This is a genomic window from Variovorax sp. Varisp85 (genome assembly GCF_047304045.1).
In the GTDB taxonomy this organism is placed as follows: domain Bacteria; phylum Pseudomonadota; class Gammaproteobacteria; order Burkholderiales; family Burkholderiaceae_C; genus Variovorax.
The window spans coordinates 1-21,231 of the sequence record NZ_JBGLYN010000098.1 but is presented as its reverse complement, the minus strand read 5'-3'; the positions used below and the strand labels follow the sequence as shown (position 1 = coordinate 21,231).

Here is a 21,231-nt window from a genome sequence, read left to right as displayed (position 1 = left end):
CACCGCGAGGATGCCCACCATCATCTCGGTGGAGCGCTCCGCGCACAGGCCCACCAACGTGTCCTGCCGTACACCCAGGGCGATCAGGCGATGGGCCAGCCGGTTCGCACGCGCATTGAGTTCCGAGTAACTCAGCGCCTCGTCGCCGAAGACCAGCGCGGGGGCCGAGGGCTTCAGCCTCGCATGCGCTTCGATCTGCCGATGCACGGGCTGTGCGCCTTCGTGGCGGTGCTTGTTCCCGCTCCACGCCGCTAACTGTGCGCGCTCCGCCGCACCCACCAGCGGCACGTCGCCCACCGCCAGTTCGCGCCGCCAGGCCAACGCCTGCAGCACCGCCACATAGTGCCCCGCCATCCGCTCGACCGTCTCACGGTCGAACAACTGCGCAGCGTAGACGAAGCCCAGCGTCAACGTGCCATCGGGCGTCTCGCGCGCTTCGAGCACCAGCTCGAATTGCGCCTCTCCATCGGGCAGTGCGTAGTGCGCCACTTCGAGCCCCGGCAATTGCGCCAGCGCCCGGTAGTCTTCGGCCAGGTGATTGAACATCACCTGGAACAGCGGACTCTGGCCCAGGCTGCGCTGCGGCTGCAGCACCTCGACCAGTTGCTCGAAAGGCAGGTCCTGGTGCGTCTTCGCGCCCAGCACCGCCTCCCGGGCCTGCGCGACGACCTGCGACAGGCGCATGCGCGCGCCGATCGGGTTGCGCAGCACCAGCGTGTTGACGAAGAAGCCGATGACGCCTTCGGCCTCGACCCTGCTGCGGTTGGCCACCGGCGCGCCGACGCGGATGTCCTCCAGTCCGGTATAGCGATGCAGCAGCGCCTGGAACCCGGCCAGCAGCACCATGAAGAGCGTCGCGCCCTCGGACGCCGCGGATTGGCGCAGGCCGGCCAGCAGCGCGGCGGGCACATCGACGCTGTGCCGCGCCGCGCTGTAGCCGATCTGCGCGGTGCGAGGACGGTCGGTCGGCAGTGCAAGCACAGGGTGCTCGTCGCCAAGCTGCTCGCGCCACCAGGCCAACTGCCGTTCGGCTTCACCAGCGGCCAGCCAGCCTCGCTGCCACACGGCATGGTCCACGTACTGGGCGCGCGCGCCGGCACGGCGCTGCGTGTCGCCTCGCAGCCGCGCGGCATAACCGGCCGCGAGTTCGTCGAGCAGCACCTGCATCGACGCGCTGTCCGAGATGATGTGGTGCATCACCACCACGAGCAGATGCGACGTGTCCGACAGGCGCACCAGCGCCACGCGCAGCAGCGGCCCCTGCGTCAGGTCGAAGGGCGTGGCGTGAAGTCGCCGCGCTTCCTCGGCGGCGCGCGCTTCGCGTTCACCGGGCGGTAGGTGGCGCAGGTCGACAAGGCTCAGCAACGGCTCCCACGACGGGCTGATCAGCTGTTCGGCTGAACCGTCCGCGCCGGCGAGGAACACCGTGCGCAGCGACTCGTGGCGCGCGGCGAGGTCTTCGAATGCGGAGTGCATCGCGGCGGTGTCCAGCGCGCCCGACAGGCGAAGCGCACCGCTCATGTGGTACGCGGTGCTTTGCGGCGAGAGCTTCCACAGGAACCACTGGCGTTCCTGCGCGTGTGACAGCGGCAGCGGCTGCAGCCGGCGCTCGGCGGACAGCGGTTCGATGGCCGCGCCGGGCGCAGCAGAGACCGGGTTCGCATTGCGGCTGCGCACTGCATCCGCACAGGCGTTCAGCCGGGGCTGTTCGAACAGGTCACGGATGCCGAACTCGATGTTCCAGCGCCGCGCGATGCGCGCGGCCGCCTGCACCGCCGCGAGCGAATTGCCGCCCGAGGCGAAGAAGTGAGCGTCGTGCGCCAGCGTGCGCCCTTCGGGCCACCTGAGCACTTCGCGCCAGATGCCTGCCACCGCCTGCGCGACATCGTCGAGCACCGGCGCCTCGGCCGGCACCGGCGCACCGCCGCCGCCGAGCGTGAAAGCCCCCTGCTCGCGGATCGCGTAGGCATCGAGGCTGCGCGCCGCGAGCCCCGCGCGGCACGCCTGGCGCTGGAGCTTGCCGCTGGAGGTCTTGGGCAGCGCGCCGGGGTTCAGCAGCGCCACAACGGCCGGCGCTTCGCCGAACACCTCGCTCACGGCGGCGCCAAGCGCCTCGACGAGCACATCTGGCGCCACCAGCTTCTGCATGCTGCGCGACACCTCGGCCGCCACGCCGATGCCCTCGCCTTGCGGCCCCGCCACCGCGAACGCGGCGACGCGGCCCTTGCGCACGGCCTCGACCTCGGCTTCGATGGTGCGCTCGATGTCCTGCGGGTAGATGTTGTGGCCGCGGACGATGATCAGGTCCTTGATGCGACCCGTGACGTAGAGCTGCCCGTCGTGCTGGAAGCCGAGGTCGCCGGTGCGCAGCCAGCGCCGGCCTTCATGCTCGGCGAAGGTCTCGCGGGTTTCGGCGGGCTTGCCCCAGTAGCCGGCGCAGATGCTCGCTCCGCTGGCCCAGATCTCGCCGACGCGGCCCGTGCCGAGCGCGGCCAGCGAGGCGGTGTCGGTGATGCGCACCTGGTGGCCTTCAGGCGCGGCGCCGCAGCCGACCAGCAGGGTGCCTTCCGCGCTCTCGACGCCCTCGCCTCTTGCGAGCGCGCTGCTTGAGAAGCTGCGCGCGACCAATCCACCGCCGCGTTGTCCACCAGTGACGAACAGGGTCGCCTCGGCCAGGCCGTAGCAGGGGTACGCTGCGCGGGGGTCGAAGCCCACGGGCGCGAACCGCTCGATGAATTCGGCTTCGGTGTCAGCGCGCACGGGCTCGGCGCCGGTGTAGGCCACGCGCCAGCTCGACAGGTCGAGGCCCGCGAGCCGCGATCCCTTCACGCGGTCGAGGCACAGGCGGTAGGCGAAGTCAGGGCCGCCGCTCAGCGTGGCGCGGTGGCGCGAGATGAGTTCGAGCCATCGCACCGGGCTTTCGAGGAAGTAGCGCGGCGAGGTCAGCACGAGCGGAATGCCGCTGTAGAGCGGCTGCATGAGGCCGCCGATCAGGCCCATGTCGTGATACAGCGGCGCCCACGACACGAACTTGTCGTCCGGCCCGATGCCCATGCCCTCGCGGATGGCGAGCTCGTTGGCCATGAGGTTGCCGTGCGTCACGATCACGCCCTTGGGCGCGGAAGTCGAGCCCGAGGTGTATTGCAGGAATGCGGGGTCGTCCTGCGCCGGCGAGAACGGGGTCCATGCGTCGGCGAGATCGTTGTCCACCGCGTCCACGGCGATCATCGACGCCTGCGCGAACGACTCTGCGGCACGCTCCATTGCAGCCTGCATCGCCGACGAGGTGAGGATGCAGCGGGCCTGCGAATCGTCCGCAATGCCCGCGAGGCGCGCGAGATGCTGGGGCCGCATGGATTCAGGCGGAAACACGGGCACGGCGATCACACCGGCATAGAAGCACGCCAGCATGCTCACGGCGTAGTGATCGTCGTTGTCCAGCATGACGAGGGCGCGGTCGCCTTTCGCAAACTGCTGTTGCAGGCGCACCGCCAGCGCACGCACGCGCGTCTCGAAGACTGCGTAGCTGAAGGGCTTCTCGAAGCAGGCGCCGTTCGCTTCTCCGGCCACCGTGAGCCAGACGTCGTCGGGCCGCGCCCGCGCCAATGCCCGCAGGTGTTCCACGAAGTTCGCGGATTCGGGGTGCCCCTGGTTCGGTGCCACCGCGGTTGTCGTTGTGCATGCCATCTCGCTCACTCCAGATAGTCGGAAAGTGCGCAGCCGGCGTCGGGCCGGCTGCGTTCGGGCAAGGCGTCATGCAACTGCATGGGGTGCATGCCGTCCTCCGTCCATGGCCTGGCTCACGCGCCGCGTCAATGCATCGAGGAAGGCGGCCTCGCGCTGGCGGATGAAGAAATGGCCGCCGTCGAACCAGTCGAGCGTGAACGCGTCGCCGGCATGCGCCGACCACGCCTCCATGCGCGGGGCGTTGATGTCGTCCCGGCGGCCCGCAAAGACATGCAGGGGCATCGGCAGCAGCGCATCCGCCGCGTACGCGAAGCTCCGGCAGACGCGGTAGTCCGCGCCCAGCGTGTCGAGGGTGATGCGCATCAGCTCGGCGCTGGCAAACACCTCTTCGGGAGTGCCGCCCTGCTTGCGCAGCTCGGCGGTCAGCGCGGCGTCGTCGTGCGTGCCGGGCAAGCGGCCGGGATCGCGCTGCGACGGCGCCGAACTGCCCGATGCGAGCAAGGCCCGCGGCAGCGGCCGGCCCAGCGCGCGAAGCCGCTGCGCGACGCCGTAGGCCAGCAACGCACCCATGCTGTGGCCGAAGAGCATGAAGCTGCCCTGCATCGCATCGGCCTGTTCGGCGCAGATGCGCGCGACCTGGGCGTCGAAGCTTTCGACGAAGCGCTCGCCCATGCGCATGCCGCGGCCCGGCAGCTCGACGGGCACGATCTCGATCCAGCGCGGCAGCAGGGGCCGCCAGCGCAGGTACATCGTTGCGCTGGCGCCCGCGCACGGCAGGCACAGCAGCGACACCCTCGCCGGCACGGCCATCAGAGCGCGGAAGGCGCATCCTCTTGCGCCGCCATCCAGTCGCGCAGCGACTTCGGACGCATGTCGGTCCAGTTCTTCTCGACGTAGTCGAGCGCCGTCTTCTTGTCGCCCTTGACGCCGTCGACGGCCACCCAGCCGCTGGGCACGGCCTTCCAATGCGGCCAGATGGAGTATTGATCTTCGTGGTTGACCAGGACGATGAAGGTTTCGTCTTCGCGGTCGAAGCAGCTGGTAGACATGGTGCGTCCTTGTGCGGTTATCGGGGAAGCGGCAGGAAAGCGGGCGGGCAACCCGACCGGCGGGCGGTCGATTGCTGCGCTTCTGATCAACATGACGGTTCAGGAGCGAATCTGTTCACTCCCCCGGGGCGTCGCGCGCGTCAATCGTTGATCAGGTGGCGCATGGCGCCGACGGCTTCGTCGGCCTCGGCGATGAGCCGGTTCACGAGCCCGAGCGCGCAGCCCAACTGCGCCGCGATGCCGCGCTGCGTGAGGCCTTCGAGGCGGTAGAGCTGGAACGCCGCGCGCGTTCTCGCGGGAAGCCGCGAGAGCGCCTGCTCGATCAAGCCAACGGCCTGGCGGTCACGCATAAGGCAGTCCGGCGAAGATGGCCCGGGCACGTCCAATGTCTCGACATCGATGTCGAAGGTGCGGTAGGTGGCCTCGAGCGACTGGCGGCGGCAATGGTCGAGCGCCAGATTGCGCACCACCTGGCAGCAGTAGCCCATGGGCTTGTCAATCTTGCGGCAGGCGCCGTCGGCGATCCGGAGGTAGGCATCCTGCACCACGTCGTCCGCGAGATCGGTGGTGCGCACGATCCTGCGGGCAACGTGCCAGAGCTGGGCCCGGTTGGCGACGAAGACATCTCCCAGCGATGACTCGGGCGAAGACATGGGCTGCATATTTAAATAAGAATCATTACTATTTATGAAGAAGGTGACACCCAGGATTTGCGATGTGCCCTCACTTCCATAGACGTTTGGGCGCACCAAACAGAGACATCTAAAATCCCGCCCCTTTGCTCGCTTTTCCCGCCGCGTCCCCCTGCCCATGAACATCGTCGTCAACGAAGACCTCAAAGCCTATATCGACCCCCTGACGCCGGAGGAACACGAAGCCCTCGAACGCAGCATCCTCGCCGAGGGCTGCCGCGACGCGCTGGTGCTTTGGGGCGATGTGCTGGTGGATGGCCACAACCGCTACGGCATCTGCCAGAAGCACGGGCTGCCCTTCCAGACGGTGCAGAACACGCGCTTCAAGAGCATCGACGACGTGCACCTCTGGATGATCGACCAGCACCTGGGCCGGCGCAGCATCTCCGACTTCCTGCGCGGCGTGCTCGCGCTGCGCAAGAAGGACATCGTCGATCAGCAGCGCACCCGCGCGGTGGCGCAGCCGGCTTCGCCGCCGGACGCCACGCACGATCCGTCCGACCCGCCGTTCGACGTCGATCCGTCCGCCGACAGCGCTCCCATGCCCCCACCCGCCCCGCTGAACAGCCGCGAAGCCATCGCCCGCGCCGCGCGGCTGAGCAGCAGCCAGGTGGGCATGATCGAGAAGATCCAGAAGCAGGCCGCGCCGGAACTGGTGGCGGCCGTGAAGTCGGGCGTGATCTCGATCAACACCGCGGCCGCGGTCGCCACGCTGCCGGCCGAGGAGCAGATCTCGGCCGCGAACGCCGGCAAGGACGAGCTCAAGCAGGCCGCCAAGCGCGTGCGCGAGTCGAAGAAGAAGCCGCGAGAAGAGTCCGCCGAAGCGGATACGCACGACGCGCCTGACACGGTACAGGCGCTGCAGCAGCGCGTGGCCGAACTCACGGCCGAGAACGAAACCCTGCGCCGGCAGGTGGCCGAACTGCGGGCGCAGCTCGGCCATTGAGCGCATCGGCCTGCAGAGGCCGGCCGACGCGTTTTCCTACAGCTGGATCTCGCTGATCTTCGCGCCCGACAGCGAGACGCCGGCTTCCAACCCGACGTTCGTCATCACGAAGCCCACCACGGGCTGGCGCAGCGTGTTCGTGTCGATGCTGCCGTTGGCCCCGATGGTCGCGAGCGCCACCGTGGCGTCGGCACCTGCCGTCCAGCCCTTGCTGCTGCGGAACTTGTCCAGCGCCGCTTGCGTGGTGAACACGTAGATCACCGCCTTCGACTGCGCACCTGCCTGGAAGCCCACCGATCCGGCGGTGGTGCTGTAGTAGGACTGCGTGCGACCGTTCACGCGCAACGCGCCTCGGCCATACTCGGCGCCCACGCCCATGCTGGCACCCACCACGGCGGGAAACACCAGCACCCCGCTCGACCTGGCGACCAGATCGCGCGAGCCCTTCACGGAGTCGTACAGCTTGGACAGCGAGGCATCGACCTGGGCGTCGATGGAAGTGCGCGAAGACGCGCTGCTGGCCTGATCCTGCGGCCGCGTGGTGGTGCACCCGACAAAAGCCAGGCTGCACGCCGCCACGGCGGACGAAAGCGCCAGCGTGCGGAGATTCATGGTTTTCATGGCGGATTCCTTTGCAAAAAAACATGGATCGGCAAACAAAGCTCTGCCGTCGGCGGCAGACAAGTTCCATGCTAAATCCGCCAAAGAGGGGCAAATCCGGCTTGCGACATCGGCCTACGCGAAGTCACGGTGTCGGCGAACGGTGCCCCCCTTCTCGTCAGCCCGCTCAGGGCAGAACAGTGATGCGGCCGGTGGCCGGCGGCGCCAGCGGGCTGTTCGCCTTGATGTAGGCCTCCAGGGCGTCCACGTCCTGGTCGCCGCCGAGCGCGTCGGTGCCCTGGTTGAAGACGGTGAAGTTGTCGCCGCCGGTGGCCAGGAAGCTGTTCATCGTCACGCGGTAGGTGGTGGCGTCGGCCATCGCGGTGCCGTTGAGCGCCATGTTGCCGATGCGCGAACCGGCAGGCGCCGAGAGGCTGTAGCTGTAGCTCAGGCTGGCCGACGGCAGCAGCACCTTGGGCGAGGCCACCGTGTTGGAACCGCTATTGAACTGCTGCTCCAGCACCGCCTTGATCTGCGCGCCGGTCATGGTCTTCACCACCAGGCTGTTGCCGAATGGCTGAACCGCGAAGATCTGGCCGTAGGTCACGCTGCCGTCGCCGGCCGGTGCGAGGTCGGCGCGCACGCCGCCCGGGTTCATGAAGGCGATCTGCGCGGCGCCCTTGCCGGCCGGGCTCGTGGCTGCGAGCTGCGCGTCGGCGATCAGGTTGCCCAGCACGCTTTCCCTCGACGCGGTCTGCGTGCGCGTGGCCGTCGCGGTGAGCGATCCCACCACGCGCTGCACCAGCGGCCCCGCGATGGCGAGGTACTGGCCGATGAGCGCGGCCACTTCCTGGTTCTTGCCGAAGGCGGGGTACTGGTCGGTCAGCGCGACGGTAGTGGCGCCGCTGGTGTAGGACTCGCCCTGCACGATCACGTTGTCAGCCGCCTTGGCCGTGACCTTGCGGGTGCGGGTGTCGATGGTGATATTGATGTCCGTCAGCAGCGTGCCGTACTGGCCGGCGCTGGTCAGCAGGAAGGGCTTGGCTGGGTTGGTCTTGCCGTAGTCGCACACGTACGAGCGGTGCGTGTGGCCCGAGATCACGACGTCCACCGCGGTGTCGAGCTTGTTCAGGATCGGCAGGATGTCGCCGCTCAGGCCGGCGCAGCTCTTGTCGTTGTAGCCCACGGTGGTGGTGCCGCCCTCGTGGACCACGACGACGATGGCATCCGCGCCCTGCGCCTTCAGCTGCGGGATCAGCGCGTTGGCGGTGTCAGCCTCGTCCTTGAAGCTCAGGCCAGCGACGCCGGCGGGCGTGACGATGTTCGGCGTGCCCTTCAGCGTCATGCCGATGAATGCCACCTTCACCGTGGCACCATCCTTCGTGAAGGTCTTCATGCCGGTGGCGGGGAACAACGTGTTGCCGTCGCCCTTCACGGTGTTGGCCGCGAGGAAGCCGAAGTTGGCGCCCGGGAAATTCTTGTTCACGCGGCAGGGTTCGAGCGCGGTGTTCTTCGCGCAGCCGCCGTTCTTCATGCGCAGCAGTTCGGTCTGGCCCTTGTCGAACTCGTGGTTGCCGACCGCGTTGAAATCGATCTTCATCGCGTTCACGGCCTCGATGGTCGACTCGTCGAGGAACAGCGCCGACACCAGCGGCGAAGCGCCGATCATGTCGCCGGCCGACACCACCGCGTTGTTCGGATTCTTCTCCTTGAGCGAAGCGATGGCCGAGGCCAGGTAGGCCGCGCCGCCGGCCGGCACCGGCACCGTGCCGCCGCCCTTGGCGGGCGCGTTGATCGACAGCTTCGGCGGTTCGAGGTTGCCGTGCAGGTCGTTGAAGGCAATGAGCTTCACGTCCACGGTGCCGGGCACGGCAGGTGCGGGCGCCGGCGCAGGCGGATTGCTGGCCGCGGGTGGCGGCACGAAAGGAACGAAATTGTTCGAACTGCCGCTGCCTCCGCAGGCGGCCAGGGTGGCGGCCACCACGCCCGCGACGGCAAGGTGCTTCAACGATGAATGCATGGACCTCTCCTCTGTTTTGGAATGCCGCCGATGCTGGGGACGGCACATGACGAGACCGTGAAGGCCCCTCGGCTGCGCAAGGAGATCGGCCGCTCAGGGCAACGGCACGAGGCGCACCGCGCCCCCGGGACCGAAGGCGGCCTGCAGCAGCGCCCTCGCCTGCACGCTGCGCTCGTCGGTCAGCGACTGCACTGCGAGCCAGCCTCCGGTCGGCCCGCGCTGCAGGTGCCAGCCCTCCTGCCCGAGGTTGATGAGCCGCACGAGCGACGCTGCGTCGGCCACGGGCAGTGCCGTGGGCGTGATGTCGAGCCAGTCGGTCACCTGGTCGCTCTCGCCGCCCAGGCGCGCGGCCGCGCCCTCGGCAAGCGTCTGCTGCGTGGCGGCGTCCTGCACCGCGCCCTGCAGCACGATGCCGCCGCCATGCCAGCGGATTTCCAGCGACGGGGGAACTGCATCAGCCGTACGGACCTGAGCGTTGCCGCCGGCGGTCGGGTGCCACGCGACGGCGGCCGCCAGGATCGCGAGACAGGCGATCGACGCCGCAAGAATTCTGCCGAGGGGATTCGTCATTTCGAGGCGCGAGCGTGCCACGCCACGCGTGACGCCGGTATGACGGCCGCCCCGCCTACACGCATCGCGGCGGCGCGATGACCCCGAGCCGGACCGGATCCGATACGCTCGAGGTCCGCCTCCCGCATTCCCCAAACATCCCGAGGAACGAACCCATGGCAGCGAACGCGAAAGTCACAGGAAATGTCGAATACCGGGCCGGCGACGGCCCCCTGATCCTCATTCCCCAAGGACCGATCGAAGTCGAGCTGGCACCCGACAGCGCGGTCATCAGTTGGGGCGATGCCGGCAACATTCAGACGACGGCCATTCCGCTTGCCGAATACCAGCGCTACCTGAGCGAGGGCGTGATCCAGAGCGACTGAAACGATGCGCATGCGCACCGCCCATGAAAAACGGCCCCGAGGGGCCGTTCTTCATTGTTCTGCATCCGCAGCGCGAGGCTGCGGTGCATCACTGCCGGTTCTTACTTCTTCTTCGCAGCCACGGCCTTCTTGGCGGGTGCGGCGGCCTTCTTCGCTGCGGGCTTCGCGGCCACGGCCTTGTCGGCCTTGCGCTTTGCAGCCTTCGGGTCCACGGCGGCCTTGAAGGCGGCGCCCGGCACGAACTTCGGCACCTTCTGTGCAGCGATCTTGATCTTGGTGCCGGCGCTGGGGTTGAAGCCCGAGCGTGCGGCGCGCGCCACTTGCTTGAAAGTGCCGAAGCCGACGATCTGAACGGGGTCACCCTTCTTCACTGCGGCGACGATCGAGCCCGTGACGGTCTCGAGGATGCGCGCGGCTTCTGCCTTGCTGACGTTGTGGGCGGTGACGATTTTTTCGACGAGTTCGATGCGGTTCAACTGAGTTTCCTGATAGGTTTGATTTCGCCATGTTGCCTATGGCGGCGCAGCACGAATACAAGCTGCAAGCGGGGCGGAGTTTATTCGACTGCGAGAGGCCGGATGTAACGCGGTCGCTTCAGACCTTGGTGGATCAGCCTTCGATCAGGCCTTCGGCCAGTATCGCGGCGCGAACGACGGGGCGTTTCGCGGTCGATTCCATGTAGCGGACGATTGCCGGCCAAGGGGGAAAAGTCGAGCCCCGCGTGCTGACCGAGGCGCAGGATCAGGTCGACCAGAGACTTGACGAGCAGATCGCACTGCGCGTGCTGGGAGATCATCAAGGTCATGGGCCAGTTCGGTGCGCAGCGCTCGGAGCTGTTGAGAACGTGCCGACCGCGAGCGAAGGCAAAGAACTCAAGAACTTCGCATACAAGATCTGGAGCGGCTTCATGGTGCCGAAGAACACGCCTGAAGAGATGGTGCAGAAACTGCACAAGGCCATCGGTGCGGCCTTGAAGGCCCCGGGCGTGCGCACGCGGCTTACGGCTTGCGGCTTGCGGCCGCCACCAAAGAAAAAGCCCTTGCAAGTCATTGACTCGCAAGGGCTTCTGAGCTTGGCGGAGTGGACGGGACTCGAACCCGCGACCCCCGGCGTGACAGGCCGGTATTCTAACCAACTGAACTACCACTCCTGGTAGACAACGTTCACTCCTTGCGGAGCCAAGTGCTGACGACTTGTGCCTGCTTCACTTGCGCGAAACTGGCGACCCTACGGGGATTCGAACCCCGGTAGCCACCGTGAAAGGGTGGTGTCCTAGGCCTCTAGACGATAGGGTCAAAACCTTGGACGTGCTGCGATCAGCATCTCTAACCTTCTCGACACTTTGATGGTGGAGGTAAACGGGATCGAACCGATGACCTCTTGCATGCCATGCAAGCGCTCTCCCAGCTGAGCTATACCCCCGTGTGGGTGTCGAGCCTCGAATTATAGCCCGATTTTTCAGGCCTTTTTCAATCGCTCGATAACTTTTTCGCGGGAAAAAATTTCGAGCACTGAATCGAGGGACGGTGTCTGCGATGTTCCCATCACAAGCACTCGTACTGGCATCGCCAACACCGGCATTTTCAATGCATGTGCGGCGAGAACTTCCTTGATGGTAACTGCGATTGAGGCCTTATCCCAGGTCACGCCCATCAATTTTTCAACGAGTGTTGCAATCGCGGGCTTCACTGCATCGGTGATGTGCTGCGCGCGATCGGCTTCGGTCACGTCGATGTCCGCATAGAACGCGGCAGCCCACCCCGCCAGCGCCACCGTGGTGTCGCAACGGTCCTTGAACAGCGCGCAGATCGCAGGCAAACGTTCATCGGCGACGATGCCGCGCTTTTGCAACTGTGCTGCAACAAGCGGGGAGAGCTCGTCGCCGCTCTTCGCCTTGATGTACTGCGCATTCACCCAGGCAAGCTTTGCCGCGTCCCACTGCGCGGGGCTCTTCGACAAGTGCGAGCCGTCGAACCAGCTCACCATCTGCTCGCGCGTGAAGAGTTCATCGTCGCCGTGGCTCCAGCCGAGGCGCGCGAGGTAGTTGAGCATGGCCTCGGGCAGGTAGCCGTTCTCTTCGTAGGCCGTGACGCTCACCGCGCCGCGGCGCTTCGAGAGCTTCTGTCCGTCGTCGCCCAGGATCACGGGCACATGGCCGAACTGGGGCAGCGGCGCACCAAGCGCGCGGAAGATGTTGATCTGCCACGGCGTGTTGTTGATGTGCTCGTCACCGCGGAACACGTGCGTGATGTTCATGTCCCAGTCGTCGACAACGACCGCGAAGTTGTACGTCGGCACACCGTCGGGCCGCAGGATGATGAGGTCGTCGATCTCGCGGTTGTTGATCGTGATCTCGCCCTTCACGAGGTCGTTCCACGTGACGTCGCCTTCGGGCGGGTTGCAGAAGCGCACCACAGGCGGCACGCCTTCGGGCACGGGCGGCAGCACCTTGCCTGGCTCGGGGCGCCAGCGGCGGTCGTACAAGGTCTTCTCGCCGCGTGCACGTTGCGCCTCGCGCATCTCCTCGAGCTCCGCGGGCGTGCAATAGCAGTGGTAGGCGGTGCCGGCCGCGAGCATCTGCGCGACGACTTCGCGGTAGCGCTCGAGGCGCTGCATCTGGTAGATCGGGCCTTCGTCGTAGTCGAGGCCAAGCCAATGCATCGACGCGAGGATCTGGTCGGTCGAGTCCTGCGTGGAGCGAGCCACGTCGGTGTCCTCGATGCGCAGCACGAACTCGCCGCCATGGTGGCGCGCATAGGCCCACGAGTAGAGGGCCGTGCGTGCCGTGCCCAGATGAAGGAATCCCGTGGGGGATGGTGCGATGCGGGTGCGTACTTTGCCGGTCATTTCGTTATCGTGGATTCAGGGTGCTCAGACCGCGCGCAATGTCGGCCTTGATGTCATCGACGTGCTCGAGGCCGACCGCGAGGCGGATCAGCCCCTGGCCGATGCCAGCCGCCTGGCGCTGCGCCTCGGTGAGGCGGCCATGCGAAGTGGTGCCGGGGTGCGTGATGATGGTCTTCACGTCGCCGAGGTTGGTGGCAAGGCTCACCACGCGCGTGCTGTTCATGACATGGAAGGCATTGGCGCGCGCCGTCTCGGGCGAGTCGCCGACCACGTCGAACGACACCACCGCGCCGCCCTGCCCCGACTGCTGCTGCATCGCCAGTTCGTGCTGCGCATGCGAGGCGAGCCCAGGGTAGTAGACGCGTGCGATGCCCGGCTGCTTCTCGAGCCATTGAGCAATGTCCATCGCGTTCGCGCAATGCGCCTTCATGCGGATGCCCAGCGTCTCGATGCCCTTGAGCACGACCCACGCGTTGAACGGCGCCAGCGCCATGCCGGCGGTGCGCACGATGGGCCCGAACACGTCGACGATGAGCTTCGAGGGACCGCAGATCGCGCCCGCCATCACGCGGCCCTGGCCGTCGAGGTGCTTGGTGCCCGAGTGGATGACGAGGTCGGCGCCCAGCGCCGCCGGACGCTGCAGGATCGGCGTGCAGAAGCAGTTGTCGACCGCCAGCAGCGCGCCCGCCGCATGCGCCACATCGGCCAGCGCGCGGATGTCGCAGACCTCGGTCAGCGGGTTGGTCGGCGTCTCGGCAAACAGCAGCTTCGTATTGGGCTTCACGGCTGCGCGCCATTCGGCCACGTCGGTCTGCGACACGAAGGTGGTCTCGACGCCGAACTTGGCGAACTCCTTGCCGAACAGGTTCAGCGTGGAGCCGAACACCGAGCGCGAGCAGACCACATGGTCGCCTGCCTTCAGCAGGCCCATGCACATCATGAGGATCGCGCCCATGCCGGTCGAAGCGCCGATCGCCGCTTCCGTACCTTCGAGCGCCGCGATACGCTGCTCGAAACTGGTCACGGTCGGATTCGAGGTGCGCGAGTAGGTGAAGCCCGGCTCGGTGCCAGCGAAACGCCGCATCGAGGTTTCGGCATCGGGCTGCACGAAGCCGCTGGTCAGGAAAAGCGCGTCGGAATGCTCGCCGTACTGGCTCGGCGCGAGCCCGGTGCGCAGCGCGAGCGTCTCCGGATGCAACCCGGGCGGCAGTGTTCGTTCTTCGTCGGTCACTTCGTCTGCTCTCACTCGCTGTGATTGGGAAGCGCGAGGCGCGAAGAATCCTCTTCGGTCTCTTCAACGCGGGGACGGTTGCCGTTCATGCGCGAGATGGCCTCGGTATCGATGTCGCCGGTCACGTACACGCCGTCGAAGCACGAGGCGTCGAAGCCGTCGAGCTTGGGGTTGAGCGAGCCGATCGCGCGCTTCATGGCATCGACGTCCTGGTAGATCAGCGCGTCGCAGCCGATCAGTTCGCGGATCTGCTCGACCGTGCGGTCATGCGCCACCAGTTCGCCCTTGGTCGGCATGTCGATGCCGTAGACGTTGGGGTAGCGCACCGGCGGCGCGGCGCTGGCCAGGTAGACCTTGCGCGCGCCGGCGTCACGCGCCATCTGCACGATTTCCTGGCTGGTGGTGCCGCGCACGATCGAGTCGTCGACCAGCAGCACGTTGCGGCCCTTGAATTCGCTGGCGATCACGTTGAGCTTCTGACGCACCGACTTCTTGCGCACGCCCTGCCCCGGCATGATGAAGGTGCGGCCCACGTAGCGGTTCTTCACGAAGCCTTCGCGGTACGGCACGCCCAGCAGGTGCGCGAGCTGCGTGGCGCTCGGGCGGCTCGACTCGGGGATCGGGATGATCACGTCGATCTGGTTCGGCGGCACGGTCGAGACCACGCGCTTGGCCAGCGTTTCGCCGAGGTTCAGGCGCGCCTGGTAGACCGAGATCCCGTCGAGCACCGAGTCCGGGCGCGCAAGGTACACGAATTCGAAGATGCAGGGGTTCAGCGTAGGCGACTCGGCGCACTGCATCGAGTGCACCTTGCCTTCGAGGTCGATGAACACGGCTTCGCCCGGGGCGATGTCACGCTCGAACACATGGCCCGAGCCTTCGAGCGCGACCGATTCACTGGCCACCATCACGGCGCCGTCGGCGCTGCGGCCCATGCACAGCGGGCGGATGCCGTAGGGATCGCGGAAGGCGAGCAGGCCGTGGCCGGCAATGAGCGACACCACGGCGTACGAGCCGCGCAGGCGCTTGTGCATGTTCTTGACCGCGGCGAACACTTCGGCCGGGTGCAGCGGCACGCCGCGCGACGAGCGTTCGAGTTCGTGTGCCAGCACGTTGAGCAGCACTTCGGAATCGCTCTCGGTGTTGGTGTGGCGATGGTCGGTGGAAAACAGCTCCGCGCGCAGCGCATGCGCGTTGGTCAGGTTGCCGTTGTGCACCAGCACGATGCCGAAGGGCGCGTTCACGTAGAAGGGCTGCGCCTCTTCCTCGCTGTAGGCATTGCCGGCGGTCGGGTAGCGGACCTGGCCCAGGCCCACGCTGCCCGGCAGCGCGCGCATGTTGCGCGTGCGGAACACGTCGCGGACCATGCCCTTGGCCTTGTGCATGAAGAACTTGCGTTCCAGCAAGGTCACGATGCCGGCCGCATCCTGGCCACGGTGCTGCAACAGCAGCATCGCGTCATAGAGCAGCTGATTGACGGGTGCGTTGCTGACAACGCCGACGATTCCACACATGAACGATTCCTCTCAGGGCAGGTAGCTTGCCAACTTTTCAGGCAGCGCGGGTTTCAGGCCCTGCAATGCCGCATCGAGAACAATGGCGCTGCGCGATTCGTGCCACCAGGCACTGTCGCTCAACACCAGCAAATGAACAACGACGGCCAGCACGAGCAGGGCCACCGCGCCCCGCGCCGCACCGAACGCTGCTCCCAGAATCCGGTCCACCGGCCGCAGGCCCACGACCGTGATCAACTTGCGCGTGAGCGCCGCCACCAGGCCGACGCCGAACACCACCGCCACGAAGACCAGCACGAAGGCCAGTGGATAGCGCCACGCCCCCTGCTGATCGCCGAACGGCAGCCATGCCGCCACGCCGGAAGCCAGCCACTGGGCGGCGATGAAAGCCGCCACCCAGCCGATCAGCGAAATCACTTCGAACACCAGCCCGCGCATCAGGCCGAACAGCATCGACACCCCGATGAGCGCGACGGCGATCCAGTCGAGCAAGGCCACGGCAACAGCAGGCGACGGCTCTTACAACGTGAGGATCGCAGCCGCCAAAGACAAGCCCTTGACCTTTTCCGCCGCGCGGTCGGCCTCGGCACGCGAACCGAAGGGGCCCACACGCACACGCGTGCGCTGCTCGCCGTCGGCCGTCTTGGCCACGTGCACGTAAGTCTTGAGGCCGGCCTTCTCGAGCTTCTGGCGCACTTCGCGCGCCTTGTCGGCGTCGGCGAAAGCGCCGACCTGCACCACGAAGCGGCCGCCTTCATCGGCGGCGGGCTTCGGCGCGGCAGCCGTCGCGACGGGCTTGCCTTCGAGCAGCGCGCGGGCACGGGCAGCATCGCCCGAGTCGGCCGGCTTGGGCTTCGCTTCTGGCTTGGGTTCGGGCTTCGGCTTGGGCTCGGGTTTGGGTTCCGGCTTGTGTTCGGGTTTGGCCTCCGGCTTGGGCTTGGGCTCCGGTTTGGGATCGGGCTTGGGCTCGGCGGCCGCGACGGGTGGCGTGCTGGGCACGGGCCTGCCGGATTCGATCACCGTGCCGTCGGCGGTCTCGGTGATCATGCCGCCGGACGATGCCGAGGCCACGCGCGAACTGCTGCCGCTGTCTGGCGCTACCGGCGCGGTGCTCGTGGTGGGCGCCGGCGCGGCGGGCACGGGCAGTGGCTTGACCTTGTTGCGGTCGGGAATCTCGATGGGAATGTCGACCGACACGGGGCGCGGCTGTGTATCGAACAGCAGCGGAAAGCCGATCACGCCGAGCAGCACCAGCACCGCTGCGCCGAGCAGCCGGTGGCGTGCACGCCGACGCATGGTTTCGACACTTTCCGCGGGGACGGCGGCAGGGGCGCTGCGTCCTTCGTTGCCTTGCGGGCCGCGCGTGCGGAACTTGAAAAACGCCATGAAGTTCGATCCCTGAAGGAGTGCAGCGAGGTGGTGCCAGATGGTGTGGACAGCCCGACGATCAGCCGCCTGGCAGCAGGTGTTTGGCTTGCAGCCGGGGGGTGCCGTTTTCGAGCACGCCACCCACGGTGAAGAACGATCCGAAGACCACGATTCTATCAGCGGGCCCCGCCTGCCCGATGGCTGCGCGCAATGCTTCCATCGGGGCCGCGTACACGCTGCCCGAGGCGTCGGTTCGCGTGTTCTGCGCCTGCCAGCTGGCCAGCAGGTCGGCCGCCTTGGCGGCGCGCGGCGTGGGCAGGTCGGTGAAGTACCAGCGGTCGATCAGCGGCCCGATGCGCGCGAGGATCGGTGCGAGGTCCTTGTCGGCCATCACGCCGAACACGCCGTGCGTGGTGGGGTAGAAGCCCATCGCATCGAGGTTCTCGGCCAGCGCGGCCACGGCATGGGCGTTGTGCGCCACGTCGAGCACCAGCGCAGGCTCGCCCGGCACGATCTGGAAGCGGCCCGGCAACTCGACCATCGCGAGCCCGTTGCGCACGGCCTGCGCGGTGATCGGCAACTGCGGCCGCAAGGCGTCGAGCGCCGCAAGCACGCCGGCCGCGTTGATGAGCTGGTTGGCCCCGCGCAGCGCCGGGTAGGCCAGCCCGCTGTAGCGCCGGCCACGGCCCGACCAGCCCCACTGCTGCTTGTCGCCCGACACGTTGAAGTCGGTCCCAAAGCGCCAGAAGTCGGCGCCGATCGCGTTCGCATGGTCGATCACGCTCTGCGGCGGCATCGGGTCGCTCACGATGGCGGGCTTGCCCGGCCGCATGATGCCGGCCTTCTCGAAGCCGATGCTTTCGCGGTCGAGCCCGAGGTATTCCATGTGGTCGAGGTCGATGCTGGTGATGACCGCGCAGTCGGCGTCGATGATGTTGACCGCGTCGAGCCGCCCACCCAAGCCGACTTCGAGGATCGCCACATCGGGCTTTTCCTCGATCATGCAATGCAGGATGCCGAGCGTGGTGAACTCGAAGTAGGTCAGGGGCATGTCGCCCCGCGCCTTCTCCACCACTTCGAAACTTGCTATCAGTTTGGAAGCATCGACGGCTTCGCCCTTGAGCCGCAGGCGCTCTTCGAAGCGCACGAGGTGCGGCGAGGTGAACACCGCCGTGCGATAGCCCGCGTGCGTCAGGATCGATTCGAGCATGGCGCAGGTCGAGCCCTTGCCGTTCGTGCCCGCCACCGTGATGACGGGGCAGTTGAAGCGCAGGCCGAGGCGCTGCGCCATTTCCTTGGCGCGCTCGAGCCCGAGTTCGATGTTCTTGGGATGGAGTTGCTCGGCGCGCGCGAGCCAGTCGTTAAGGGTTTCCATGGAGGCCGGCATTGTCGCCGACTGGCCGCCCGGGGCATCATCGCGGGCATGACAACCCTATACGGCATTCCGAACTGCGACACCGTCAAGCGCGCCCGCGCCTGGCTCGATGAACATGGCGTGGCCTACACCTTCCACGATTTCAAGAAACAGGGCGTGCCCGAGGCCGAGCTCGACCAGTGGCTGAAAAAACCCGGATGGGAGGCCCTGATCAACCGCAAGGGCACCACCTGGCGCAAGCTGGACGACGCCACCCGCGAGGGCGTGGTCGATGCCGGCTCGGCCCGCGCCGTGCTGCTGGCCAACCCCAGCCTGATCAAGCGGCCGGTGGTCAACTGGGGGGCGAAAAAACCCGTTACGACAGGGTTCGACGCCGATGCCTGGGCTGTCAACGTCGTGTAAACGCCGGAACCCGGCCTGCTGCCCGGCCTCCAATCCCGATCTGCAGGAGAAACACACCATGAATACGCATGTTTTTCGCACCCTCGCCGGGATTTCCGCGGCCGCAGCGTTGGCCGCCGGCACCGGGCTCGTGCACGCCCAGCAGAACCAGGTGGTCCAGGCCCGCGTGATCTCCGCCACGCCGATCCGCGAAACGACCGGCAGCGACGTCAACTACAACGTCACCTATGAATACAACGGCCGCCAGTACACCACCCGCATGAACAGTCGGCCCGGCGCGACCATTTCGATCCAGGCCAACGCCTACGGCGTGACGACCTCACCGGTGGCGCCGCAGCCGCAGCTGCAGCCTTATCCGGTCGAAGCCGACAACGGCAACGGTTATCCGCAGTATGGCGGCTCGCCATGGGACAGCGTGGTGCCCGAGCCGGGCGTGGTGGTCTCCGACGCTCCCGCGCCGGTCTACCAACCGGCGCCGGTGTATGCCGCTCCCGTCTACGTGCAGCCAGCCTACCCGTACCCCTATGCCTATCCCTACGTCTATCCGCCGGTCGGCATCTCGCTGAACCTCGGCTATTCGCGCGGCTGGGGCGGTGGCTACTACCGCGGCTGGGGTGGCGGATACCGCGGCTGGCACCGTTGAGCCGCTGGCCGACGGCCCAAGCCGCCTGAGCCCCTAAAATCGAGGACTTTTCCAACCCTTGACGGGTGCGCCGCCGGTGCGGTGCGTCCTCGATTTGCCGTCCGCTCCCCAGCGCCGGCGCTACCCAATGACGACGACTACCGACACTCTCAACAGCGCCGCAGTGGCCACCAAGGCCAATGTGTACTTCGATGGCAAATGCGTGAGCCACAGCCTCACGCTGGTGGACGGCACGAAGAAATCGGTCGGCGTGATCCTGCCGTCCACCCTCACCTTCAACACCGGCGCGCCTGAAATCATGGAAGGCACCGGCGGCAGCTGCGAATACCAGCTCGCGGGCAGCACCGAATGGATCGCCTCGGGTCCGGGCCAGAAATTCAACGTGCCGGGCAATTCGAGCTTCCAGATTCGCGTGGCCGGCGAGCCCTACAGCTACATCTGCCACTTCGGCTGAAACCGGACCTCCTGACATGTCGACCATCCTCCAAAACGTACCCGCCGGCCAGAAGGTCGGCATCGCCTTCTCGGGCGGCCTGGACACCAGCGCGGCGCTCCACTGGATGCGCAACAAGGGCGCGATCCCCTACGCCTACACCGCCAACCTCGGCCAGCCCGACGAGCCCGACTACGACGAGATCCCGCGCAAGGCGATGCTCTACGGCGCCGAAAATGCCCGCCTGATCGACTGCCGCGTGCAGCTGGCCAACGAAGGCATCGCCGCGCTGCAGGCCGGCGCCTTCCACGTGACCACCGCCGGCGTCACCTACTTCAACACCACGCCGCTGGGCCGTGCCGTCACCGGCACGATGCTGGTGTCGGCCATGAAGGAAGACGACGTCCACATCTGGGGCGACGGCAGCACCTACAAGGGCAACGACATCGAGCGCTTCTACCGCTACGGCCTGCTCACCAACCCCAACCTGAAGATCTACAAGCCCTGGCTCGACCAGGTCTTCATCGACGAGCTGGGCGGCCGCGCCGAGATGTCGGCGTTCATGCAGAAGGCCGGCTTCGCCTACAAGATGTCGGCCGAGAAGGCCTACTCGACCGATTCGAACATGCTCGGCGCCACGCACGAGGCCAAAGACCTCGAGCACTTGAACAGCGGCATCCAGATCGTGCAGCCCATCATGGGCGTGGCCTTCTGGAAGGACGAAGTCGAAGTCAAGCGCGAGACCGTCTCGGTGCGCTTCGAGGAAGGCGTGCCCGTCGCGCTGAACGGCGTGCGCTATTCGAACCTGGTCGACCTGATCCTCGAAGCCAACCGCATCGGCGGCCGCCACGGCCTGGGCATGAGCGACCAGATCGAGAACCGCATCATCGAGGCCAAGAGCCGCGGCATCTACGAGGCTCCCGGCCTCGCGCTGCTGTTCATCGCCTACGAGCGCCTCGTCACCGGCATCCACAACGAAGACACCATCGAGCAGTACCGCGACAACGGACGCAAGCTCGGCCGCCTGCTCTACCAGGGCCGCTGGTTCGACCCGCAGGCCATCATGCTGCGCGAGACGGCGCAGCGCTGGGTGGCACGCGCCATCACCGGCGAAGTGACGGTCGAGCTGCGCCGCGGCAACGACTACTCGATCATGAACACCGAGTCGGCCAACCTCACGTACAAGCCCGAGCGCCTGAGCATGGAAAAGGTCGAGGGCGCATTCACGCCGCTGGACCGCATCGGCCAGCTCACGATGCGCAACCTCGACATCGTCGATACGCGCGAGAAGCTCGCGATCTACACGCAGGTCGGCCTGCTGTCGTCGAGCGAAGGTGCTTCGCTGCCGAAGCTGGCCAACGACGGCGACGCGAGCTGATCGCAGCGCCCTGTCTCCTCGGAGGCAGAAACGACGACGGGCCCCTCGGGGCCCGTTTTCCTGGTGCGCGGGTGTCAGTCCCCGCCGCCTCCGCCGCAGCCGCCGCCACAC

Annotated in this window: 20 protein-coding genes, 3 tRNA genes and 2 pseudogenes; 7 read left to right on the top strand and 18 right to left on the bottom strand. The window is 66.9% G+C overall.

Annotation, left to right across the window (positions count from 1 at the left end):
* The 4 genes from ACCC97_RS27050 to ACCC97_RS27035 form a co-directional block, all read right to left on the bottom strand.
* The coding region (locus tag ACCC97_RS27050) for a condensation domain-containing protein (protein ID WP_413336043.1) at positions 1–3,687 on the bottom strand (3,687 nt) is incomplete at its 3' end.
* A 66-nt stretch (positions 3,688–3,753) separates the two neighbouring features.
* A complete protein-coding gene (locus tag ACCC97_RS27045; protein WP_413336041.1) occupies positions 3,754–4,497 on the bottom strand; it encodes a thioesterase II family protein in 744 nt (247 codons plus the stop codon).
* Positions 4,497–4,736 carry an MbtH family protein gene (locus tag ACCC97_RS27040; protein ID WP_413336039.1) on the bottom strand — a complete coding sequence of 80 codons (240 nt, stop codon included), beginning with the start codon at positions 4,734–4,736 and terminating at the stop codon, positions 4,497–4,499. Before ACCC97_RS27040 ends, ACCC97_RS27045 begins: the two co-directional genes overlap by 1 nt.
* Positions 4,737–4,876: 140 nt before the next feature.
* Positions 4,877–5,389, bottom strand: a complete 513-nt coding sequence (locus ACCC97_RS27035; RefSeq protein ID WP_413336037.1) for a sigma-70 family RNA polymerase sigma factor — start codon at positions 5,387–5,389, stop codon at positions 4,877–4,879.
* Positions 5,390–5,546: 157 nt separating this feature from the next.
* On the opposite strand from ACCC97_RS27035, the gene ACCC97_RS27030 reads away from it, so the two are divergent.
* Positions 5,547–6,374 carry a plasmid replication/partition related protein gene (locus ACCC97_RS27030; protein WP_413336035.1) on the top strand — a complete coding sequence of 276 codons (828 nt, stop codon included), beginning with the start codon at positions 5,547–5,549 and terminating at the stop codon, positions 6,372–6,374.
* A 36-nt stretch (positions 6,375–6,410) separates the two neighbouring features.
* Here ACCC97_RS27030 and ACCC97_RS27025 read toward each other — a convergent pair whose 3' ends face one another.
* The 3 genes from ACCC97_RS27025 to ACCC97_RS27015 all read right to left on the bottom strand — a co-directional run bounded on the left by ACCC97_RS27025 (position 6,411) and on the right by ACCC97_RS27015 (position 9,564).
* The gene (locus ACCC97_RS27025; RefSeq protein ID WP_007833372.1) at positions 6,411–6,995 is read right to left on the bottom strand and encodes a YSC84-related protein; all 585 of its coding nucleotides are present in this window, start codon (positions 6,993–6,995) and stop codon (positions 6,411–6,413) included.
* Positions 6,996–7,161: 166 nt separating this feature from the next.
* Positions 7,162–8,994 (bottom strand): bifunctional metallophosphatase/5'-nucleotidase, encoded by a 1,833-nt coding sequence (locus ACCC97_RS27020; protein WP_413336033.1) that lies wholly within the window; start codon positions 8,992–8,994, stop codon positions 7,162–7,164.
* Between the two features lie 93 nt (positions 8,995–9,087).
* A complete protein-coding gene (locus ACCC97_RS27015; protein ID WP_413336031.1) occupies positions 9,088–9,564 on the bottom strand; it encodes a hypothetical protein in 477 nt (158 codons plus the stop codon).
* Between the two features lie 155 nt (positions 9,565–9,719).
* Between ACCC97_RS27015 and ACCC97_RS27010 the strand changes: the two genes are divergently transcribed.
* Positions 9,720–9,929, top strand: a complete 210-nt coding sequence (locus tag ACCC97_RS27010; RefSeq protein ID WP_007833375.1) for a hypothetical protein — start codon at positions 9,720–9,722, stop codon at positions 9,927–9,929.
* A gap of 101 nt (positions 9,930–10,030) precedes the next feature.
* On the opposite strand, the pseudogene ACCC97_RS27005 reads toward ACCC97_RS27010, so the two are convergent.
* Positions 10,031–10,411 (bottom strand): annotated as a pseudogene (locus ACCC97_RS27005) (HU family DNA-binding protein); the annotation flags it as partial.
* 74 nt (positions 10,412–10,485) lie between these two features.
* Complete coding sequence (locus ACCC97_RS27000; RefSeq protein WP_413336029.1) at positions 10,486–10,734, bottom strand: hypothetical protein; 249 nt, start codon at positions 10,732–10,734, stop codon at positions 10,486–10,488.
* Between ACCC97_RS27000 and ACCC97_RS26995 the strand changes: the two are divergent.
* Positions 10,651–10,938 (top strand): annotated as a pseudogene (locus ACCC97_RS26995) (tripartite tricarboxylate transporter substrate-binding protein); the annotation flags it as partial. The gene ACCC97_RS27000 and the pseudogene ACCC97_RS26995 overlap by 84 nt on opposite strands.
* A gap of 64 nt (positions 10,939–11,002) precedes the next feature.
* Here ACCC97_RS26995 and ACCC97_RS26990 read toward each other — a convergent pair.
* The 9 genes from ACCC97_RS26990 to folC form a co-directional block, all read right to left on the bottom strand.
* A tRNA-Asp gene (locus tag ACCC97_RS26990) sits at positions 11,003–11,079 on the bottom strand.
* A gap of 69 nt (positions 11,080–11,148) precedes the next feature.
* Positions 11,149–11,224: transfer RNA gene (locus ACCC97_RS26985), tRNA-Glu, on the bottom strand.
* Positions 11,225–11,275: 51 nt separating this feature from the next.
* A tRNA-Ala gene (locus ACCC97_RS26980) sits at positions 11,276–11,351 on the bottom strand.
* Positions 11,352–11,387: 36 nt separating this feature from the next.
* Entirely contained in the window at positions 11,388–12,776 is a 1,389-nt protein-coding gene (gltX, locus tag ACCC97_RS26975; RefSeq protein WP_007835507.1) for a glutamate--tRNA ligase, read from the bottom strand.
* Positions 12,777–12,780: 4 nt separating this feature from the next.
* A complete protein-coding gene (locus ACCC97_RS26970) occupies positions 12,781–14,007 on the bottom strand; it encodes an O-succinylhomoserine sulfhydrylase (RefSeq protein WP_413336045.1) in 1,227 nt (408 codons plus the stop codon).
* A gap of 11 nt (positions 14,008–14,018) precedes the next feature.
* Positions 14,019–15,521, bottom strand: a complete 1,503-nt coding sequence (gene purF, locus ACCC97_RS26965) for an amidophosphoribosyltransferase (RefSeq protein ID WP_007835511.1) — start codon at positions 15,519–15,521, stop codon at positions 14,019–14,021.
* Positions 15,522–15,533: 12 nt separating this feature from the next.
* On the bottom strand, positions 15,534–16,019 hold the full coding sequence (locus ACCC97_RS26960) for a CvpA family protein (protein ID WP_413336027.1): 486 nt from the start codon (positions 16,017–16,019) through the stop codon (positions 15,534–15,536).
* Between the two features lie 21 nt (positions 16,020–16,040).
* Positions 16,041–16,907, bottom strand: a complete 867-nt coding sequence (locus ACCC97_RS26955) for an SPOR domain-containing protein (protein ID WP_413336025.1) — start codon at positions 16,905–16,907, stop codon at positions 16,041–16,043.
* Between the two features lie 61 nt (positions 16,908–16,968).
* Positions 16,969–18,276: a bifunctional tetrahydrofolate synthase/dihydrofolate synthase gene (folC, locus tag ACCC97_RS26950; protein ID WP_413336023.1), complete on the bottom strand. Its 1,308-nt coding sequence runs from the start codon at positions 18,274–18,276 to the stop codon at positions 16,969–16,971.
* 36 nt (positions 18,277–18,312) lie between these two features.
* On the opposite strand from folC, the gene ACCC97_RS26945 reads away from it, so the two are divergent.
* The 4 genes from ACCC97_RS26945 (at position 18,313) to argG (ending at position 21,120) form a co-directional block, all read left to right on the top strand.
* Positions 18,313–18,666: an ArsC family reductase gene (locus tag ACCC97_RS26945; RefSeq protein WP_007835518.1), complete on the top strand. Its 354-nt coding sequence runs from the start codon at positions 18,313–18,315 to the stop codon at positions 18,664–18,666.
* Positions 18,667–18,724: 58 nt separating this feature from the next.
* Positions 18,725–19,309, top strand: a complete 585-nt coding sequence (locus ACCC97_RS26940; protein WP_007835521.1) for a hypothetical protein — start codon at positions 18,725–18,727, stop codon at positions 19,307–19,309.
* A gap of 127 nt (positions 19,310–19,436) precedes the next feature.
* Entirely contained in the window at positions 19,437–19,763 is a 327-nt protein-coding gene (locus tag ACCC97_RS26935; protein ID WP_007835522.1) for a pyrimidine/purine nucleoside phosphorylase, read from the top strand.
* A gap of 16 nt (positions 19,764–19,779) precedes the next feature.
* Entirely contained in the window at positions 19,780–21,120 is a 1,341-nt protein-coding gene (gene argG, locus ACCC97_RS26930) for an argininosuccinate synthase (RefSeq protein ID WP_007835524.1), read from the top strand.
* The last annotated feature ends 111 nt before the right edge of the window (positions 21,121–21,231 follow it).

What these genes read in the sequence shown, in the direction of transcription:
- ACCC97_RS27045 (WP_413336041.1), bottom strand. Translation starts at nt 4,497, where the DNA reads ATGGCCGTGCCGGCGAGGGTGTCGCTGCTGTGCCTGCCGTGCGCGGGC.
- ACCC97_RS27040 (WP_413336039.1), bottom strand. Translation starts at nt 4,736, where the DNA reads ATGTCTACCAGCTGCTTCGACCGCGAAGACGAAACCTTCATCGTCCTG.
- ACCC97_RS27035 (WP_413336037.1), bottom strand. Translation starts at nt 5,389, where the DNA reads ATGTCTTCGCCCGAGTCATCGCTGGGAGATGTCTTCGTCGCCAACCGG.
- ACCC97_RS27030 (WP_413336035.1), top strand. Translation starts at nt 5,547, where the DNA reads ATGAACATCGTCGTCAACGAAGACCTCAAAGCCTATATCGACCCCCTG.
- ACCC97_RS27025 (WP_007833372.1), bottom strand. Translation starts at nt 6,995, where the DNA reads ATGAAAACCATGAATCTCCGCACGCTGGCGCTTTCGTCCGCCGTGGCG.
- ACCC97_RS27020 (WP_413336033.1), bottom strand. Translation starts at nt 8,994, where the DNA reads ATGCATTCATCGTTGAAGCACCTTGCCGTCGCGGGCGTGGTGGCCGCC.
- ACCC97_RS27015 (WP_413336031.1), bottom strand. Translation starts at nt 9,564, where the DNA reads ATGACGAATCCCCTCGGCAGAATTCTTGCGGCGTCGATCGCCTGTCTC.
- ACCC97_RS27010 (WP_007833375.1), top strand. Translation starts at nt 9,720, where the DNA reads ATGGCAGCGAACGCGAAAGTCACAGGAAATGTCGAATACCGGGCCGGC.
- ACCC97_RS27000 (WP_413336029.1), bottom strand. Translation starts at nt 10,734, where the DNA reads ATGACCTTGATGATCTCCCAGCACGCGCAGTGCGATCTGCTCGTCAAG.
- gltX (WP_007835507.1), bottom strand. Translation starts at nt 12,776, where the DNA reads ATGACCGGCAAAGTACGCACCCGCATCGCACCATCCCCCACGGGATTC.
- purF (WP_007835511.1), bottom strand. Translation starts at nt 15,521, where the DNA reads ATGTGTGGAATCGTCGGCGTTGTCAGCAACGCACCCGTCAATCAGCTG.
- ACCC97_RS26955 (WP_413336025.1), bottom strand. Translation starts at nt 16,907, where the DNA reads ATGGCGTTTTTCAAGTTCCGCACGCGCGGCCCGCAAGGCAACGAAGGA.
- folC (WP_413336023.1), bottom strand. Translation starts at nt 18,276, where the DNA reads ATGCCGGCCTCCATGGAAACCCTTAACGACTGGCTCGCGCGCGCCGAG.
- ACCC97_RS26945 (WP_007835518.1), top strand. Translation starts at nt 18,313, where the DNA reads ATGACAACCCTATACGGCATTCCGAACTGCGACACCGTCAAGCGCGCC.
- ACCC97_RS26940 (WP_007835521.1), top strand. Translation starts at nt 18,725, where the DNA reads ATGAATACGCATGTTTTTCGCACCCTCGCCGGGATTTCCGCGGCCGCA.
- ACCC97_RS26935 (WP_007835522.1), top strand. Translation starts at nt 19,437, where the DNA reads ATGACGACGACTACCGACACTCTCAACAGCGCCGCAGTGGCCACCAAG.
- argG (WP_007835524.1), top strand. Translation starts at nt 19,780, where the DNA reads ATGTCGACCATCCTCCAAAACGTACCCGCCGGCCAGAAGGTCGGCATC.